We start from the raw sequence: 15,927 nt of genomic DNA on the forward strand, positions 1-15,927 counted from the left end.
GGTCGCGGTGGCGGAAAAAGTCGGCGCAGTCGATCTGGGTGGTGGTGCGGTGGTTGGGCATAGGCGGCTGGTGGCCTTCGGCGTCGGCCTCCAGCCACGCCGCAAGGCGCGCGGCGTAGGGCGACTGCAGCCCCGCCTCTTCCAGCGCAAAGTGAAGCGCGCGGAACCGTTCGGGGTTGAAAGCGCGGTCATAGTAGAGCTTGAGCGGCTCCCACGGGCGGCCGGCTTCGGGATAGCGCTCCGGATCCCCGGCGGCATGGTACGCCTCCACTGCCACCTTGTGGGCCATGATGTGGTCCGGGTGCGGGTACCCGCCGTTCTCGTCGTAACTGATCACCACGTGCGGGCGGAACTCGCGGACCAGTTTGACCAGCGGAGCCGCCGCGCGTTCCAACGGCAGGGTGGCGAAGCTGCCGAACGGGAGCGGCGGCAATGGGTCCCCCTCCGGCAGCCCCGAATCGGCGAAGCCCAACCAGCGGTGCTGGATCCCCAGCTCCGCCGCCGCCTGGGCCATCTCCAGCCGCCGCAATCCGGCGAGGTCCCGGTGCGCCCGGGCATCGGATGCAGCTTCTGCGTTCAGAATGTCGCCGCGCTCACCTCCGGTGCACGTGGCGACCAGCACCTGAACGCCCTCGGCGGCGTAGCGCGCCATGGACGCGGCACCCTTGCTGGACTCGTCGTCCGGATGGGCGTGGACCGCCAGCAGGCGCAGGCCATCACTGTGTACTGGCTGGGGTGCATCGAAGCTCAAGTAGCTGCTCCTGGGGAATCTGTCATGGGCGGGAGGATAAACTTGAGGGCGTGAGCACTGCCGGCCCCCGAAATCCTCAGACTTCCTCCAGCTTAACGGTTTCCGATCGTTACGGCACGCCGAAGCGGTCGCTGTCCCGGCGAACCAGGCTGGTTCTCGCCGGCAGCGCCCTGGGCGTTGCCGTCGTCGGTGCCGGTTTCTTTTCGCTGGGCCAAGGTGAATCACAGCTTGAGAGCAAGGACGTTGGCTTTTCGGTGACCGACGCCGGGCATATCACCGTTGATTTCCAGGTCACCAAGGATCCCCGAGCCACTGTCCACTGTGCCGTGCAGGCCCTGAGCGAGAACTACGCCGTCGTAGGCTGGAAAGTAGCGACGATCGGCCCCGCCGCCAAGGGGGACAGCGCCGAGACCACGGCGCACCGCATTCAACTCAGGACCGAGTCCCTGGCTGTGTCCGGCGGCGTCGACAACTGCTGGGCTGCCGACGCCGGCTAGCGTCCGGGGGCGACGACAGTCGACCCCGGACGGAACATCGTCAGTCCCGTAATCACGTTGTTATTGGGAAAACCGGCGCCACCTGACTACAATTGAGCAAATACATTCCGCCCCGCCCACCGGTGAACTGGGAATCCCCCAGAATGAATGATTCACCTTCACGGCGGGGTCTTTGCATGGAGTGGCCGCCTTCTGGGCGGCCTTTTGTGCAAAGTGCCACCGTGTCGGCTCCGCGTCCAGCGGCACCGGCAGCAATTAAGGAGAACTACGTGTCCACTTCCAGCGCACCCGTCGCTTGGCTCACTCAGGAAGCCTACGACCGCCTGAAGGCTGAACTGGATCACCTTTCGGGCCCCGGCCGGGCAGAGATTGTCGACCGCATCGAGCAGGCCCGCTCCGAGGGGGATCTGAAGGAAAACGGCGGTTACCACGCCGCAAAGGAAGAACAGGGCAAGGCCGAAGCCAGGATCCGCCAGCTCACCGACCTGCTGCGCAACGCCCACGTGGGTGAAGCACCGGCAGATGACGGAATCGTAGAGCCGGGCATGGTCATCGAAGCAAAAATCGCAGGGGACACCGAGCGCTTCCTGCTGGGCAGCCGTGAGGTTGCCGGCGAATCCGATCTGGATGTGTACAGCGAAAAGTCCCCGCTCGGCGCAGCTATCCACGGCCTCCGCGCGGGAGAAACGACCACCTACGCTGCTCCGAACGGCAAGCAGATCACTGTGGAAATCATCTCCGCCACGCCTTACACCGGCTGATCACCACCACCAACGTTTCAGGCGGGGTCCTCAGGGAGCCTGTTCGCATAGGCGGGTTCCTTCGGGAGCCCGCCTTTTTGCGCATCCGGCAGCGGCAGAGCCGGTGGGGGAAGAAAAAGGAAGCGGGTCAGGCAAGACGAGGCCCGCGGCGGCGCAGCAACCCGCGGCGGCGCATCAAAACAGCTGCGGCCACTCCCCCGGCCGCACCGAACAGGTGCGCCTGCCAGGAGATGCCTGGCACCGCCGTCGGCAGGACGCCCCACAGCACCGAGCCGTAGAAGAGGAAGATCACCACGGCCAGCAGGATCTGCCGCCAACTGTGGTTGTAAAAGCCGCGCACCAAGAGGTAGGCCAACAGCCCGAAGACAAGCCCCGAAGCTCCGATGGTCAGTCCTGCGCCGGTGAGCCATACCCCCAGCCCCGAGGCCAGCCAACTGCAGCCAATCACCACCAGGAACCGCCGGATTCCTTCGAGCAGCGTCAGGAACCCAAGCACCAGCAGCGGGATCGTGTTGCCCACCAGGTGCCCGGCATCGGCATGCAGCAACGGTGCGAAGACCACACCGTCGAGCCCATCGACCCGCCGGGGCGCGATCCCCAGCAGCAGGCTTAAGTACCCGCCGGCCACCACGTTGAGCAGGAAGACCACCCAAAACAGTGCCGCAAATGCCCCCGCTCCTGCCAGCGCCCGGCCAGGGCGCAGCCCTCGGCTGTCGGTAGCCACGTCAGTGGACGACGATGGGTTGGAAGCCCTCGGCGCGGAGACTGCCGAGCACCAGCTCGCAGTGCTCGTGCCCCTTGGTCTCGATATCGATGGTGATGGCCACGTCGCCCATGCTGATCGAGCCGCCAATCCGGGTGTGGTCCACGCGGGTGACGTTGGCATCCGATTCCGCAATGATCCGGGAGATCTGGGCCAGGGAACCCGGCCGATCGTCAAGCATGATCCGCACGGACATGAACCGGCCCGAAGCAAACAGACCCCGCTGGATCACTTTCAGCATCAACATCGGATCGATGTTGCCGCCGGAGAGAATAACCGCGGTGTTCCCCGGATTCGGAATGACGCCCTCCATGAGCGCCGCCACGCCGACGGCGCCGGCAGGTTCGACCACCAGCTTGGACCGTTCAATCAGGAAGATCAGTGCGCGTGCCAGCGCATCTTCGCTGACCGTGACGACGTCGTCGACGAGTTCCTTGATGATCGAAAACGGCAGTTGGCCGGGGCGGCCGACTGCAATACCGTCAGCCATCGTGGAAACCTTCTGCAGCGGCACCAGCGCGTCGGCGGCGAGCGAGGGCGGATAAGCAGCGGCATTCTCAGCCTGCACGCCGATCACTCGTATGTCGCGGCCCAGCTCTTTGGCCCTTGACTTGACTGCGGTGGCAACGCCGGCCAGCAGTCCTCCGCCACCGACGCCCATGACGATCGTCTCGACATTGGGGACCTGCTCCAAAATTTCGAGCCCCAGCGTTCCTTGGCCTGCGATGATGTCCGCGTTGTCGAACGGATGCACAAAGACCGCGCCTGTCTCATTCGCATACCGCTGCGCTTCGGCCAGCGCTTCGTCCACGTTGTGGCCGTGCAGTACCACTTCCGCGCCATGGCCGCGGGTGGCTGCCAGCTTCGGCAAGGCAACACCGAGGGGCATGAAAATACGGGCTTTGATGCCCAGCCGGGCCGCCGCCACGGCCACGCCCTGGGCGTGGTTTCCGGCCGAGGCAGCCACGACGCCGCGCGACTTCTCCTCGTCGGTGAGCCCGGCCATTCGCACATAGGCTCCACGCACCTTGAACGACCCGGCGCGCTGCAGATTCTCGCATTTGAAGAAGACGTCAGAGCCCACCATTCGACCCAAGGCGCGGGATTGTTCGATCGGCGTCTTGGCAATGATGCCGTCGAGCATCTTCCGGGCCGCCTGAACGTCGTCGAGTGTGACGGGAAGTTGGGTGGTGGCTGTCACTTGTCGGTCTCTTTTCTGTACAGCTGTATGCGGCGGCGGCGGAGGGGTTGCTGGTCTGAGCGCGCGGGCGGGTTGCCGGGGCCGGGTGTAGCCAACGCCGGTTCCGGCGCCAGATACGGCTCTTCCACCGGCGGCGGAGCGCCCAGGGCCGGGTCTGTTTCCCATCCGCGGGTGGCAATGTACTTCACGAACGAATTGAGGATCGCGAGCAGCGGGACCGCGAACAAGGCACCGGCAATTCCCGCGACCATGGATCCGCCGGCAACGGCCAACACAACAGCCAAGGGGTGCAAGGACACGGCCTTGCCCATGATCAGCGGCTGGAGCACGTGGCCCTCCAACTGCTGCACGACCAGCACGATGGCGAGCATGATCAGGGCGTTGACCCAGCCGTTGGCCACCAACGCCAGCAGGACGGCCACGAATCCGGTCAGGAGGGCGCCAACGATCGGGATGAAGGAGCCAAGGAACACCAGGACACCCAGAGGCAGCGCCAGCGGCACACCGATGATGGCCGCGCCGCCGCCGATGCCGACCGCGTCGACAAAGGCGACGAACATCTGGACCCGGATGTACTGCACCATGGACGTCCAGCCTTTGCGGCCGGCACCGTTGCCTGCCGCGCGGGCCTTCTTGGGCAGCAGTCCGACCATGAAACGCCAGATCCGCTCGCCGTCGTACAGGAAGAAAATCAGCGCAAAAATCGTCAGGAGCAGGCCGGTGAACAAGTGTCCGGCCGTCGATCCGACGCTGAGCGCGCTGGAGAAGATGGCGCTGCTGTTGTTCTGCAGCTGGTCCAAGCCCTCGTTCAGGTAGTTATTGAGTTGTTCGTTGGTCAGGCGGAGCGGCCCGTTGGTCAGCCAGCCCTGGACCTGGCCGATGCCCTCAAGCACCTGATCCCACAGCTCGCTGAATCCAATGTAGAGCTGGCGCCCAACCAGGGAGAGAGCCCCGCCAATCAGCCCCAGGAAACCCAAAATGGTGATGGCCACGGCCAGGCTCTTGGGAACCTTTGCCTTGCGGAGGAACCGGACAACGGGAGAAATCAGCGCCGCAATCAGGGCAGCCACCATCAGCGGGATAATCAGCAGCGAGATATAGCTCAGCAGCCAGACCAGCAACCCGCCGACAACCACAATTAAGCCCACCCGCCAGGCCCAGGCCGCACTGATCCGCAGTGCATAGGGTACGTCCTCGCGGACATGGTGTTGACCGTCGGTTCCGACCAAGCGTCCGGCCGGCAGCGGACGGTTTTCGGGGAGTGACCGGTTCATACACCCATAGTTTCACACTGTCACCTTGGCGTGCGTTCAGTTAAGCCGCGCCGTAATGCCCCAGCTTCCGCCGAAGGTCCCGCCAGGTTGCAGCCAGATGAGCCCCCGGCCCGAATTGAAGCTGTTGGCGGGCGCGGTCATCGGTTCCACCGCGACGGCGCACTGGCGGCCCGGGTATTTGGACGTCACGAAAATATGCACATAGGGGAAAACCTCCTCCTGCCACAACCCGACCATCGAACCGCTGCTGGAGGAGAGCGTGCTCATCGCCCGTCCGCCGGCACGGGTAGAGAGGGAGGTATAGGCCTGGTCCATGTCCAAGTCAGCCAAGAGGCGTCCCTGGCGGAGGTCGCTCTGCGCGCTGACCGGAACGTCCGCCGTCGGGATCTTGGTCTGCGGGTCGGCGGGAAAGACGCGTGCCGCGGGCACGGTCAGCATCAGGCGATCGGCGGGTTCGTTTCCTAGACGGATGAACGGATGAGCGCCCAGCGCGACCGGTGCCGCCCTAGGGGACAGGTTCAGCAGTCGCTGCCGGACCGACAGGTCCCCGTCCTGGTCCAGCGAGTACTCGGCAACATGGCTGAGTCGGAAGGGGTACCCGTGCTGAGGGAAGATTTCCGCCTGCAACACCATCGCAGACTCGCTCCGGTCGATCAGGCGGTAGCCGGTATTGCGCAGCAGCCCGTGGATGGCATGGCCGCGCGCCGGCTCCGTGATGTCCAACTGCTGGACGGTGCCGTCAAGCTCCCACCGGGCCCCCTTCACCCGATTGGGCCAGGGTGCCAGCAGGATACCCGAAGCCGAGGGCGGCAGCTGGTCTTCCTCGAACGTCTCGGTCAGCTGCACACCCTGCTTTTCGAAGAGCCGGAGGCAGCCGGCAAGCTCGGTGATCAGCGCGCGCGAGCCGGCACGCCGCAGTTCGAACTGCTCTCCGGTCGCTGCCCCGCTGCGCTGGCCCGTCATGCTTACACCGTACCGGGTTGCCTCTTAAACAGCTGACCCCGGCACTTGGCCGGGGTCAGTCAGTCTCCAGCGACTGGTCAGTCGTTGCCGCGCAGGATGGCGAGCAGGCGCAGGATCTCCACGTAGAGCCAGACCAGCGTCACGGTCAGGCCGAAGGCCGCCGTCCACGAGTACTTGCGGTCCACGCCCTGCTTGACGCCCTGCTCGATCGAGGTGAAGTCAACGATCAGGGAGAACGCCGCCAGGCCGATGGCCAGCAGCCCGATGATCACGCCCAGCGGGATGCCGATTCCCATGATGGTGATCTCCATGCCGCGCATGCCCCACTGGTTGTCCAACACGCCGAACCACATCAGGCCCAGGTTCACCAGGGAGAAGAGTGCGTAACCGATCAACGCGATCATGAAGAAGCGCATGGCCTTGGGAGTGGCCCGGACCTTGCCGCTCTTGAACAGGGCAAGCGTCACGGCAAAGACGCACACGGTGCCCAGCACGGCCTGGGGGGCCACGCCCGGGTACATGGAGTCGATGACCATGGACAACCCGCCGACGAACAGCCCTTCGGCTGCGGCGTAGGCCAGGATCAGCCCCTTGGACGGCTCCTTCTTGAAGGCGTTGACCAGGCCGAGCACCAAGCCGACGATCAGGCCCGGGATCATCAGGACCGGGAACATCCAGCCGATGGCTCCGCCGACGACCACCAGGGACAGGCAGGCCAGTGTTTTGAAGATGACGTCGTCATAGGTCATCCGGCCGGTCTGGGCCGGCCCAGCGGATGGCTGGTTGTAAAGGTCCTGCAACTGCTGGCTGGACAGCTGCGTCTGGCCGGCCAGCGCGGTCGAACCGGCACCGGCAGTTCCTGCGGGCGAGCCGCGGAACGCCTTCGGGTTGTTGAAAACCGGATTTCCTCCGATTGCCATCTTTTTGTCCTCCATCGTCAGGGGGGCGAGCTAGTGATCACACTACCAATCCCAACGAACAACACGGCGGAAAATTCCATGTCCGGCCTGTGATTTGTGCGCGCGCCGGTCATCACACCTCTTGAAGCCGCCCGGCTCGCCTCCCGGACAAAGCCTCCTGCTGCCACACCGCGGGTAGAATACAGCAGTGACTTCCCCCAGTCCTTCGAACAAGCCGCGCACTTCCGCCCACGACAAACTGCCGTTGCGGATGCTCCATGACCGCATCCTCGTGGCCCCTGACCACGACAGCAGCGAGCGCCGGTCATCTTCGGGGATCGTCATTCCCGCCACCGCCGTCATGGGCAAGCGCCTGGCCTGGGCAGAGGTTGTTGCCGCGGGTCCGCACGTCCGCCAGGTCGCGGTCGGCGACCGGGTGCTCTTCGATCCCGAAGACCGCGCCGAAGTCGAAGTCAACGCCTCCGATTACACCCTGCTCCGCGAGCGCGACATTCATGCCGTGTCCCAGCCGGAGGAAGCAGACAGCAGCACCGGACTCTATCTGTAGTCCTTCCCCACCCGGCAGTGCGACGGGAAGTACTGAAGCCAGGCTGCCCGATCATGCCTCAACGGTTCACTTCCGCTTAACAAGCGCTTCACAGTTGTTACCTGATCGCGACAGAACGCACCCACCCTCCACGCGTGACGCAGGTAACATGAACGACACGTCAGTGATTTCCGTCACAGACGCTGTCAGCGCCTGCCGGTAATCCGGCGGACCACCCCACCGTGTGGAGGTTCATATCTTGATAGCGATGCCGAAGCTTGTTCGGCCATTGGGGACCCTACTCGCCTTGCTGGCGGTCATCGCAGGGCTCCTGCTGTCCGCTCACCCCTCATTGGCCTCAACCACCTCGCCTGAACCGACGCCTGGCGCGACGACGGCACCGGCAGGACCATTCCGCGACACGATCAGCGGTGTCATGCGAACTGCGGACGGCCCGGTGGTGGGAGTACGGATTACGGCAACCGGCGAGGGGTTCAGCGGCGAAGCCGTCACCGGAGCAAACGGTGCCTGGTCCATTGGCGTTCCGGTCCGGGGAACCTACCAAGTCGAGGTGGACGTCTCCACCTTCCCGGAGGGAGTAAAGCTAGCCGAAGGAACGCCGAATCCGCGGGAAGTTAAGTTCACCAATACATCCAACGCCGCGGCCATCTTTCCACTCGGCGAAGGCATTGTGGTCCAGAGCGCCAGCTTCGGCGAAATCTTCGTCGAACGCCTGATTGCGGGTCTGAGCTTTGGCCTGCTCCTTGCCCTGGCTTCGGTCGGGTTGTCGCTCATCTACGGGACCACCGGTTTGACCAACTTCGCCCACGGCGAGATGGTCACCGGCGGTGCGGTCCTCATGTTCGCTTTCTCGGTGATGGGGCTTCCGGTCTGGCTGGCGCTGCTGCTGGCCGTGCTCCTGGGCGGCGCCTTCGGGTGGGCGCAGGACGCCTGGCTCTGGAAGCCCTTGCGGCACAGGGGTACCGGCCTGATCCCCATGATGATCATCAGCATCGGCTTGGCGCTGGCTGCGCGCTATGTCATCCAGTTCAACTTTGGGGGCGCCACGCAACAGCTGCCGGAGGCCAGAAGCCCCATTTTGGAACTGGGTGACATCTCGATCAGCCGAAATACCCTGCTCTCGCTGGTTGTCAGCCTGATCGTGATCATCCTGATAGCCATGCTCCTGCTGAAGACCCGGCTCGGCAAGGCAACCCGTGCTGTTGCCGATAATCCGGCCCTGGCAGCGGCTTCCGGCATCGATGTGGACCGCGTCATCAGAATTGTGTGGACCGTGGGCGGAGTGTTGGCCGCATTGGGCGGAATCCTGTGGGCTTACTACCGCCCCGGCGTCACGTTCAACATGGGCCAGCAAATCCTGCTGCTCGTCTTCGCCGGCGTCATCCTGGGCGGCCTGGGCACCGTGTTCGGCGCACTGGTCGGTTCGGTCATCGTTGGATTGTTCGTCGAACTGTCAACGCTGTGGCTGGAAGCAGACCTAAAGTACGTCGGCGCACTGCTGATCATGATTGTCGTCCTGCTGTTCCGGCCCCAGGGAATCCTTGGCCGTCGAGAGCGCGTGGGTTAGGAGGGAACACCATGGATTTCCTGAACATTTTCGGCAACGCACTAGGCGAGATTATTAGCCCGACGACGGCCGCCTACGCCTTGGCCTCGATCGGCTTGGCGGTCCACTTCGGCTATTCCGGCCTGCTGAACTTCGGTCAAGCAGGTTTCATGGCCATTGGCGCCTACGGTTTCGCCATTCCGACGCTGCTGTGGAACGTGCCGTTCTTCGTCGGGGTCTTGATCGCGGTGGTCGGGTCGATTGTCTTTGCTCTGCTCCTGGGCATTCCCACCCTGCGGCTGCGGGCGGACTACCTGGCCATCGTCACCATCGCCGCAGCGGAGATCATCCGGTACGTGGTCACCACCAATGACCTGACGGACATCACCGGTTCGGCCAACGGCCTCGCAGACTTCGAGGGCGGCTTCTACGCCATGAACCCCTTTCCCCGAGGTACTTACAACCTCGGCCCGGTGGGCCTGAACGAGCGTGATCTTTGGATCCGCGTGGTCGGCTGGGGGCTGGTCGCGCTCTGCTGTGTGCTGGTCTTCCTGTGGATGCGCAGCCCGTGGGGCCGTATTCTTAAAGGCATCCGCGAGGACGAAAACGCAGTGCGGTCTTTGGGCAAGAACGTGTACTCGTACAAGATGCAGGCCCTGATCATCGGCGGCCTGTTCGGGACGCTGGCAGGCATGGTCTTCACGCTCCCCCGCGGAGCCGTCCAACCAGCCAACTACCAGACAGAGCTGACCTTCTTCCTCTGGACCTGCGTGCTGCTCGGCGGCATGGCTACTGTCCTCGGCCCGGTCATCGGCGCCATGATCTTCTGGGTGGTCCTCTCGCTGACCCAAGGATTGCTCTATGGGGCCATCGAGGCCGACTACATTACTTTCCTGACCACCACTCAGGCCGGCCAGCTCCGCTACATCCTGGTTGGCATCGCCTTGATGCTCCTCATGATCTTCAGGCCTCAAGGTGTGCTGGGCAATAAGAAAGAACTGGCATTCACATGAGCGAACAAGACAGCACCCGGACCGTCGCCGCCCCCGCTGCCGCCCCACCCGCGGACCAGCCGGATAGCGATTACATGACCGACACCCGTCCCATCGCTGCCGGCGAGGCGGGACCCGGCTGCCGAAAGCGAGATCCTATCCTGGTGGCCAAGAACGTCACGCGGATGTTCGGCGGCGTCAATGCCGTCGACGTGGAGTATCTGGAGATACCGCGGCACCAGATCACGGCGCTAATCGGACCCAATGGTGCGGGCAAGACCACGCTGTTCAACCTGCTCACCGGCTTTGACGTGCCGCAGAGCGGTGAATGGTCTTTCGAAGGGCATTCGCTGGCCGGAGTGCCGTCCTACAAGGTGGCCCGCATGGGTATGGTGCGTACCTTCCAGCTGACCAAAGTCATGGGAAAGCTCACCGTCATCGAAAACATGCGCCTGGGCGCCACCGGCCAGTCCGGTGAAAACTTGTTCAAAGCGCTCTTCAAGAAGATCTGGGGACCCCGCGAGCGGGCCATCACGGAGCAGGCAGACGTCCTGCTGGCGAAGTTCAAGCTGGACGCCAAACGGGACGACTACGCAGCATCGCTCTCCGGCGGCCAGCGCAAGCTGCTGGAAATGGCCCGCGCCCTGATGGTGCAGCCCAAGCTGGTGATGCTCGATGAGCCGATGGCCGGAGTGAACCCCGCCCTGACGCAGTCACTGCTGGAGCATGTGAGGAATCTGAAGGCCGAGGGCATGACTGTGCTCTTTGTGGAACATGACATGCATATGGTCCGCCACATCGCCGACTGGGTGGTGGTCATGGCCGAGGGCAGGATCGTGGCAGAAGGTCCCCCTGGCGTCGTGATGAAGGATCCGGCAGTAATCGACGCCTATCTCGGCGCGCATCACGACGTCGACCTCGGCGTTGCCGAGGGCGTCGAAGCACTGGAAGACGAGCTGGCCCAGGACGCTGAGTCGGTGGTGGGCACGGCGGACGAAGGGGTTTTGGGCCGCCACATCAGCGAGCACGATGCCAGGGCAGACGAGGCCGGTGGAGCTGACCGCGGCCGGCACAGGAAGGATCAAGCATGAACGCGCACCGGACCGGAGCCTCTCCCATCGACGCCGCTGCCGGGGAAACGGTGGTCAGCGTGACCGACCTGGTGGCGGGCTATCTGCCGGGCGTCAATATCCTCAACGGCTGCAGCATCGAGGCCCGGCAAGGTGAGCTGATCGGCATCATCGGGCCCAACGGCGCAGGCAAGTCAACCCTGCTCAAGGCAATGTTCGGCCTGGTGAAGGTGCATTCCGGCACGGTGGTGGTCCGCGGCCAGGACCTGACCGGGCTGAAGGCCAACAAGCTCGTCAGCCGGGGCATCGGGTTTGTTCCGCAGAACAACAACGTTTTCTCGACGCTGACCATCGAAGAGAACATGGAGATGGGCATGTTCCAGCGGCCCAAGGACTTCAAGAAGCGCTTCGACTTCGTGGCGGGGATCTTCCCCGATTTGGCCAAGCGGCGCGCGCAGCGGGCTGGTTCGCTCTCCGGCGGCGAACGCCAAATGGTGGCGATGGGACGAGCCCTGATGATGGACCCGGCCGTGCTGCTCCTGGACGAGCCTTCCGCGGGTCTCTCACCGGTCAAGCAGGACGAGACGTTCCTGCGGGTACATGAAATCAACCGGGCCGGCGTATCCGTCATCATGGTTGAGCAGAACGCCCGCCGCTGCCTGCAGATCTGCGACCGCGGCTACGTTCTGGACCAAGGCAAGGACGCGTACACCGGAACCGGCCGGGAACTGCTCAAGGACCCGAAGGTCATCCAGCTCTACCTGGGAACCCTCGCGGATACTGCCTGAGCAGCCTCCAGCCAGCTGCCAACCACGACGGCGGCGCCCGCCCCTCTTGCGGCGGGCGCCGCCGTCGTCGGTCCGTCATCTCACACCAGCGCGGTGCTCCCGTCCACGGTGCGGCGGCTCCCCAGCGCGGGGTCCTGTCGTCAGGCCCCTGCACCCCCTACACAAGGGCTTGGCGGCTGCATATTAGGGCGTTGAGCTTGGGCGCTGCACCGCTGCACCGCAGCACGGGGGCCAGGCCCCTGCACCGCAGCACGGGGACCAGGCCGCCGCGCCCTCAGGAACAGCAAAGGGCCCCGGCCGCTGTGAACTGGGCCCCGAAAGTTGGACTGGCTGAATAAGAGACTAGGCTGCGAGGGCCTGAGCGCGGTATTGCACCGGGCTTAGGCCCTCGAGCTTTGTCGAGATTCTTTCGGTGTTGTACCAGTGGATGTACTCGTGCAGTGCTGTTTCCAGCGCTTCGGTGTTAAGGAAGCGAACATGGTGGAAGAGCTCTTCCTTGAGGTGTCCGAAAAAGTTTTCCATCACCGCGTTGGCGTAGCAATTGCCTTTGCGTGACATCGACTGGACGGCGCCAGCGCCCAGCAGAAGCTTCCGCCAGGAGGCGTGCTGGTACTGGAAGCCCTGGTCGGAATGCACGAGCGGTTCCTGTCGGGATGCGAGCGTTGTCAGAGCCTTACGCAGGGAGGTATTGGTGAGCTCCAGGTTTGGAGACGGGCCCAGTGTGTAGGAGATGATCTGGCGGTCGAAGAGGTCCATGACCGGTGAGAGGTAGAGTTTCCGATCTCCGACGCTGAATTCGGTCACATCCGTGACCCACTTCTGGTTCGGGGCATCGGCTGCGAACTCCCGGTTCAGCAGGTTGGGGGCCACGGCGCCCTGCTCGCCCTGGTTCTTCGCAAAGATTTCCGTGACTGCCGTCTTGAGTTCCTTGTTCGGATCCGGGGCTTGGAGCCGGGCCTGGTGATAAAAGAACGTTGACCGGGCGAGGCCGGCGACCTGCAGCAGAACCGGGAGGGGAAAGTCAGCCTTGAGAGCGATGATGGCCTGAACCTTCACCGTCGTTCCTGCGCCCTCAAGGCCCGCAATTTTCCCAAGTAGGCCACTTCAGCCCGCAACCGTTCGTTCTCGCGCCGCAACCGCTCCACCTCGGACAACTCCGCGGGCGGCGGGGCGGCGGGTTTCCTGGGTCTGCCTTTAGGCTTGGGACGCAACGCATCCGCACCCTCCCGGCGATATGCTCGTACCCACGTTTCGAGCAGGCGAGGCGACGACAAGCTGACTTCTGCTGCGAGATCAGGGGCAGTCTCACCAGCGAGGAACCGTTCAACCAAAGCGAGCTTGAACTCGAACGAGTACGACTGTTTTGTCGGCTTGGTCATCAACGCTCCTCGGCCATGAATCCTCCATCGCCGATACAGCCGCTTGACCGGCGAGTGAGGCACTCCCAGCAATCTGGCTGTCGCCCTATAAGCGATGCCCTGCTCGAACCACGCTACAGCGGACTCGCGCTGATCCTCGGACAACGAACTACATGCATGCATAAAACTGCTCCCCAGGAGTCGGAACTGAATTTCTCAGTCCAACTTCCGGGGAGCAGTTCACTGCCGAGACCCTCTGCCTGCTTGCAGTTCCTGCTCAGTTCTTAGAGCTGGCCGAACTCCTCACGCTTCGGTTTCGGTTGGTTATTGCCGTCGTACTGGTAGATGCCAACGTAGGCCTCGGTCGGATCGCCGTTCTTGTCGAAGGAGATCGGGCCGGAGATGCCGTCGTAATCGATGTCCTTGCCGTCGCGCAGCAGCGTCACGCAACCGGCGAAGTCATAGCACTTCTCGCCGTCCTTGGACACGCCCTGCATTTCCTTGGCGATGTCCTCGCCCTTGGTGCTGCCGGCTGCCTCCGCGGACAGCGCCACCAGGTTTACCGCGTCGTAGGACTCGCCGGCGTAGGCGTAGGAGTCGAGCTTGCTATCAATTTCCGCCAGGGCCTTTTGGAAGTCTTCCTTCGCGAAGGTGCCGGGGATAGTGCCCTGTGCCCCTTTCATGGCGCCCGGATCGAGGTCCTTGCTCAGGTCGGACGTGTTGCCGTCCACCAGGAACATCTGGTCGGGGGTAACTCCCTTGGACAGCAGCAGCGGCGCAATCGACTTGATCTGGTCAAAGGTGATCAGGGCGATGGCATCCGGCTTGGCATTGACCACGGCGTCAACCTGCGAACTGAACTGCGAGTCGCCCTCATTGAACATCTCCGTCGCCACAACCTTGCCGCCGGCCCCTTCGAACGCCTGCTTCACGTTGTCACGCAGGCCGGTTCCGTAGGCGTCGTTGAGCACGATCATGCCCAGGGTCTGGGCCCCACACGAGACCATGTAACTTCCCAACGTACGGCCCTGCAGCACGTCTGATGGTGCAGTGCGCCAGTACAGGTTGTTGTCGTCCCACGTGGTGAAGTCCGGCGACGTGTTCGCCGGGGAAATCTGCAGCACGCCGGCGCCGGTGATCTGGTTAATCACGGTCTTGGATACGCCCGACGACGCAGCACCAACAATGGCGTTGACCTTCTCACTGAGCAGATCGGTTACTGACTGGGTGGCGATGTCGGTGGTGGTATCACCGGAGTCGCGCTGGACGGTTTCCACGTCTTTGCCGAGGACGCCGCCTGCGTCATTGATTCGTTTTACGGCCAGCTTGACGCCGGCAACTTCAGGCGGGCCCAGGTAGGCCAGCGAACCGGTGGCCGGCAGCAGGGTGCCGATCTTCAACGGCTTATCGGTGGAACCCTTGGTCTCGGGAACAGCGGACGCATCTCCGGTCGCGCCTTCAGTGGGCCCCGCGCCCTCTCCCCCTTCCGGACACACCAGGCCGGACGCGGCTGCCGGTGCCGATGTCCCCCCTCCCCCTCCCGTTTCAGACGGAGTGGAAGACCCCCCGCCGCAGGCCGAGGCAAACAAAGCGATCCCCAATCCGAGCGCGGCCAGCTTCCCCGCGCGCGCGGTGTTGCCGCTGGTGCCGAGAAGCACTGCGTTACGTGTTGCAGTCATGTATGTTTTCTCCTCGATCGAAAGGTCCGCGAACCTTTGATGCGATTACCAGGTATTCCTGATTACAGAGAAAACTAGTCCAATTCGTTGTTGAAAATAAGCGTTTTGGGTTACATCCTTGTAACGCTCGTCACACTCCTCCGGTACCCCCGGTGGGACTCGAACCCACACTGGACCGATTTTAAGTCGGTTGTCTCTGCCATTGGACTACGGGGGCGGGGCGCTCCTGCATCATCTAGCGTACTTGATGGTCCTGCGATGAATCACAGCCGCTCGAAGGGCTCGGCGTAGCGAAAGATGCCGGCGGGCAGAGAGCGGCCGGACAGCGGGAGGGCCATGAAGTGATCGCCCCACGCCGCCTCCGGGGCGCCGATGCCGACCTCGCCCGCTGGCCGATAGCCGAAACGCGGATAGTAGCCGGTGCTTCCGAGCAGCAGGATAACGCTCTCCCCGGCAGTCTCGGCCCGCCGCTGCGTTTCGGCCAGCAGCGCAGCTCCTATCCCCGTGCCCTGACGGTTGGGCTCCACCGCGAGCGGCCCCAATCCCAGCGCCGGCTCACCGTCAACCCAGCCGCGGGTGCTGATGACGTGGCCGACGACGGTGCCCGCTTCCTCGGCGACGAGCGAAAACTCCGGCAGGAAGCCGGCGCAGTCGTACAGCTCCGCCAGCAGTCGGGGCTCCACCGGTTCAACGTCGCCGTTGCTGGCGAAGGCCCGTCGCACCAGGTTGAGGACGGCGGGTCGGTCGTTCGGTTGTTCAGTCCTGATCCGCACCGCATCATTCTATGCCGCCTCATTAACGCGGCAGGCCCGGGTAC

Annotated in this window: 17 protein-coding genes and 1 tRNA gene; 7 read left to right on the plus strand and 11 right to left on the minus strand. The window is 63.8% G+C overall.

Annotation, left to right across the window (positions count from 1 at the left end; all coding sequences use genetic code 11):
* Window positions 1-751: mycothiol conjugate amidase Mca (gene mca, locus AC5RWT_RS26140; protein ID WP_494082733.1), on the minus strand; the 751-nt coding region annotated here is incomplete at its 3' end.
* Between the two features lie 50 nt (window positions 752-801).
* Between mca and AC5RWT_RS26145 the strand changes: the two genes are divergently transcribed.
* Both AC5RWT_RS26145 and greA read left to right on the plus strand, forming a co-directional pair.
* Window positions 802-1,248 (plus strand): DUF4307 domain-containing protein, encoded by a 447-nt coding sequence (locus AC5RWT_RS26145; RefSeq protein ID WP_494082734.1) that lies wholly within the window; start codon window positions 802-804, stop codon window positions 1,246-1,248.
* 269 nt (window positions 1,249-1,517) lie between these two features.
* Window positions 1,518-2,009 (plus strand): transcription elongation factor GreA, encoded by a 492-nt coding sequence (gene greA, locus AC5RWT_RS26150; protein WP_494082735.1) that lies wholly within the window; start codon window positions 1,518-1,520, stop codon window positions 2,007-2,009.
* A gap of 127 nt (window positions 2,010-2,136) precedes the next feature.
* Here greA and AC5RWT_RS26155 read toward each other — a convergent pair whose 3' ends face one another.
* The 5 genes from AC5RWT_RS26155 to AC5RWT_RS26175 all read right to left on the minus strand — a co-directional run bounded on the left by AC5RWT_RS26155 (window position 2,137) and on the right by AC5RWT_RS26175 (window position 7,130).
* Complete coding sequence (locus tag AC5RWT_RS26155; protein WP_494082736.1) at window positions 2,137-2,733, minus strand: rhomboid family intramembrane serine protease; 597 nt, start codon at window positions 2,731-2,733, stop codon at window positions 2,137-2,139.
* Window position 2,734: 1 nt separating this feature from the next.
* Window positions 2,735-3,916 carry a threonine ammonia-lyase gene (gene ilvA / locus AC5RWT_RS26160; protein ID WP_493968769.1) on the minus strand — a complete coding sequence of 394 codons (1,182 nt, stop codon included), beginning with the start codon at window positions 3,914-3,916 and terminating at the stop codon, window positions 2,735-2,737.
* Between the two features lie 53 nt (window positions 3,917-3,969).
* Window positions 3,970-5,247, minus strand: a complete 1,278-nt coding sequence (locus AC5RWT_RS26165; protein WP_494082737.1) for an AI-2E family transporter — start codon at window positions 5,245-5,247, stop codon at window positions 3,970-3,972.
* 36 nt (window positions 5,248-5,283) lie between these two features.
* On the minus strand, window positions 5,284-6,210 hold the full coding sequence (locus tag AC5RWT_RS26170; protein WP_494082738.1) for an aldose 1-epimerase family protein: 927 nt from the start codon (window positions 6,208-6,210) through the stop codon (window positions 5,284-5,286).
* Window positions 6,211-6,287: 77 nt separating this feature from the next.
* On the minus strand, window positions 6,288-7,130 hold the full coding sequence (locus AC5RWT_RS26175; protein WP_493968348.1) for a Bax inhibitor-1/YccA family protein: 843 nt from the start codon (window positions 7,128-7,130) through the stop codon (window positions 6,288-6,290).
* Between the two features lie 250 nt (window positions 7,131-7,380).
* Between AC5RWT_RS26175 and AC5RWT_RS26180 the strand changes: the two genes are divergently transcribed.
* From AC5RWT_RS26180 to AC5RWT_RS26200, 5 genes are all read left to right on the plus strand, one after another.
* Window positions 7,381-7,677 (plus strand): GroES family chaperonin, encoded by a 297-nt coding sequence (locus AC5RWT_RS26180; protein ID WP_494082746.1) that lies wholly within the window; start codon window positions 7,381-7,383, stop codon window positions 7,675-7,677.
* A 247-nt stretch (window positions 7,678-7,924) separates the two neighbouring features.
* The gene (locus tag AC5RWT_RS26185) at window positions 7,925-9,244 is read left to right on the plus strand and encodes a branched-chain amino acid ABC transporter permease (RefSeq protein ID WP_494082739.1); all 1,320 of its coding nucleotides are present in this window, start codon (window positions 7,925-7,927) and stop codon (window positions 9,242-9,244) included.
* Between the two features lie 11 nt (window positions 9,245-9,255).
* Window positions 9,256-10,236: a branched-chain amino acid ABC transporter permease gene (locus tag AC5RWT_RS26190; protein WP_494082740.1), complete on the plus strand. Its 981-nt coding sequence runs from the start codon at window positions 9,256-9,258 to the stop codon at window positions 10,234-10,236.
* 74 nt (window positions 10,237-10,310) lie between these two features.
* Complete coding sequence (locus AC5RWT_RS26195) at window positions 10,311-11,306, plus strand: ABC transporter ATP-binding protein (protein WP_494082747.1); 996 nt, start codon at window positions 10,311-10,313, stop codon at window positions 11,304-11,306.
* On the plus strand, window positions 11,303-12,073 hold the full coding sequence (locus AC5RWT_RS26200; RefSeq protein WP_494082741.1) for an ABC transporter ATP-binding protein: 771 nt from the start codon (window positions 11,303-11,305) through the stop codon (window positions 12,071-12,073). Before AC5RWT_RS26195 ends, AC5RWT_RS26200 begins: the two co-directional genes overlap by 4 nt.
* A 342-nt stretch (window positions 12,074-12,415) precedes the next feature.
* Here the strand turns inward: AC5RWT_RS26200 and AC5RWT_RS26205 are convergent, their stop codons facing one another.
* The 5 genes from AC5RWT_RS26205 to AC5RWT_RS26225 form a co-directional block, all read right to left on the minus strand.
* The gene (locus AC5RWT_RS26205) at window positions 12,416-13,129 is read right to left on the minus strand and encodes an IS3 family transposase (RefSeq protein WP_494082742.1); all 714 of its coding nucleotides are present in this window, start codon (window positions 13,127-13,129) and stop codon (window positions 12,416-12,418) included.
* Window positions 13,126-13,452 (minus strand): helix-turn-helix domain-containing protein, encoded by a 327-nt coding sequence (locus tag AC5RWT_RS26210; RefSeq protein WP_494082743.1) that lies wholly within the window; start codon window positions 13,450-13,452, stop codon window positions 13,126-13,128. The genes AC5RWT_RS26205 and AC5RWT_RS26210 overlap by 4 nt, the downstream gene beginning before the upstream one ends.
* Window positions 13,453-13,715: 263 nt before the next feature.
* Window positions 13,716-15,110, minus strand: a complete 1,395-nt coding sequence (locus AC5RWT_RS26215) for an ABC transporter substrate-binding protein (protein ID WP_494082744.1) — start codon at window positions 15,108-15,110, stop codon at window positions 13,716-13,718.
* 144 nt (window positions 15,111-15,254) lie between these two features.
* Window positions 15,255-15,327: transfer RNA gene (locus AC5RWT_RS26220), tRNA-Leu, on the minus strand.
* Window positions 15,328-15,373: 46 nt separating this feature from the next.
* Window positions 15,374-15,883, minus strand: a complete 510-nt coding sequence (locus AC5RWT_RS26225) for a GNAT family N-acetyltransferase (RefSeq protein WP_494082745.1) — start codon at window positions 15,881-15,883, stop codon at window positions 15,374-15,376.
* Window positions 15,884-15,927: the final 44 nt, after the last annotated feature.

The organism is Arthrobacter sp. Dra40 (assembly GCF_059091905.1).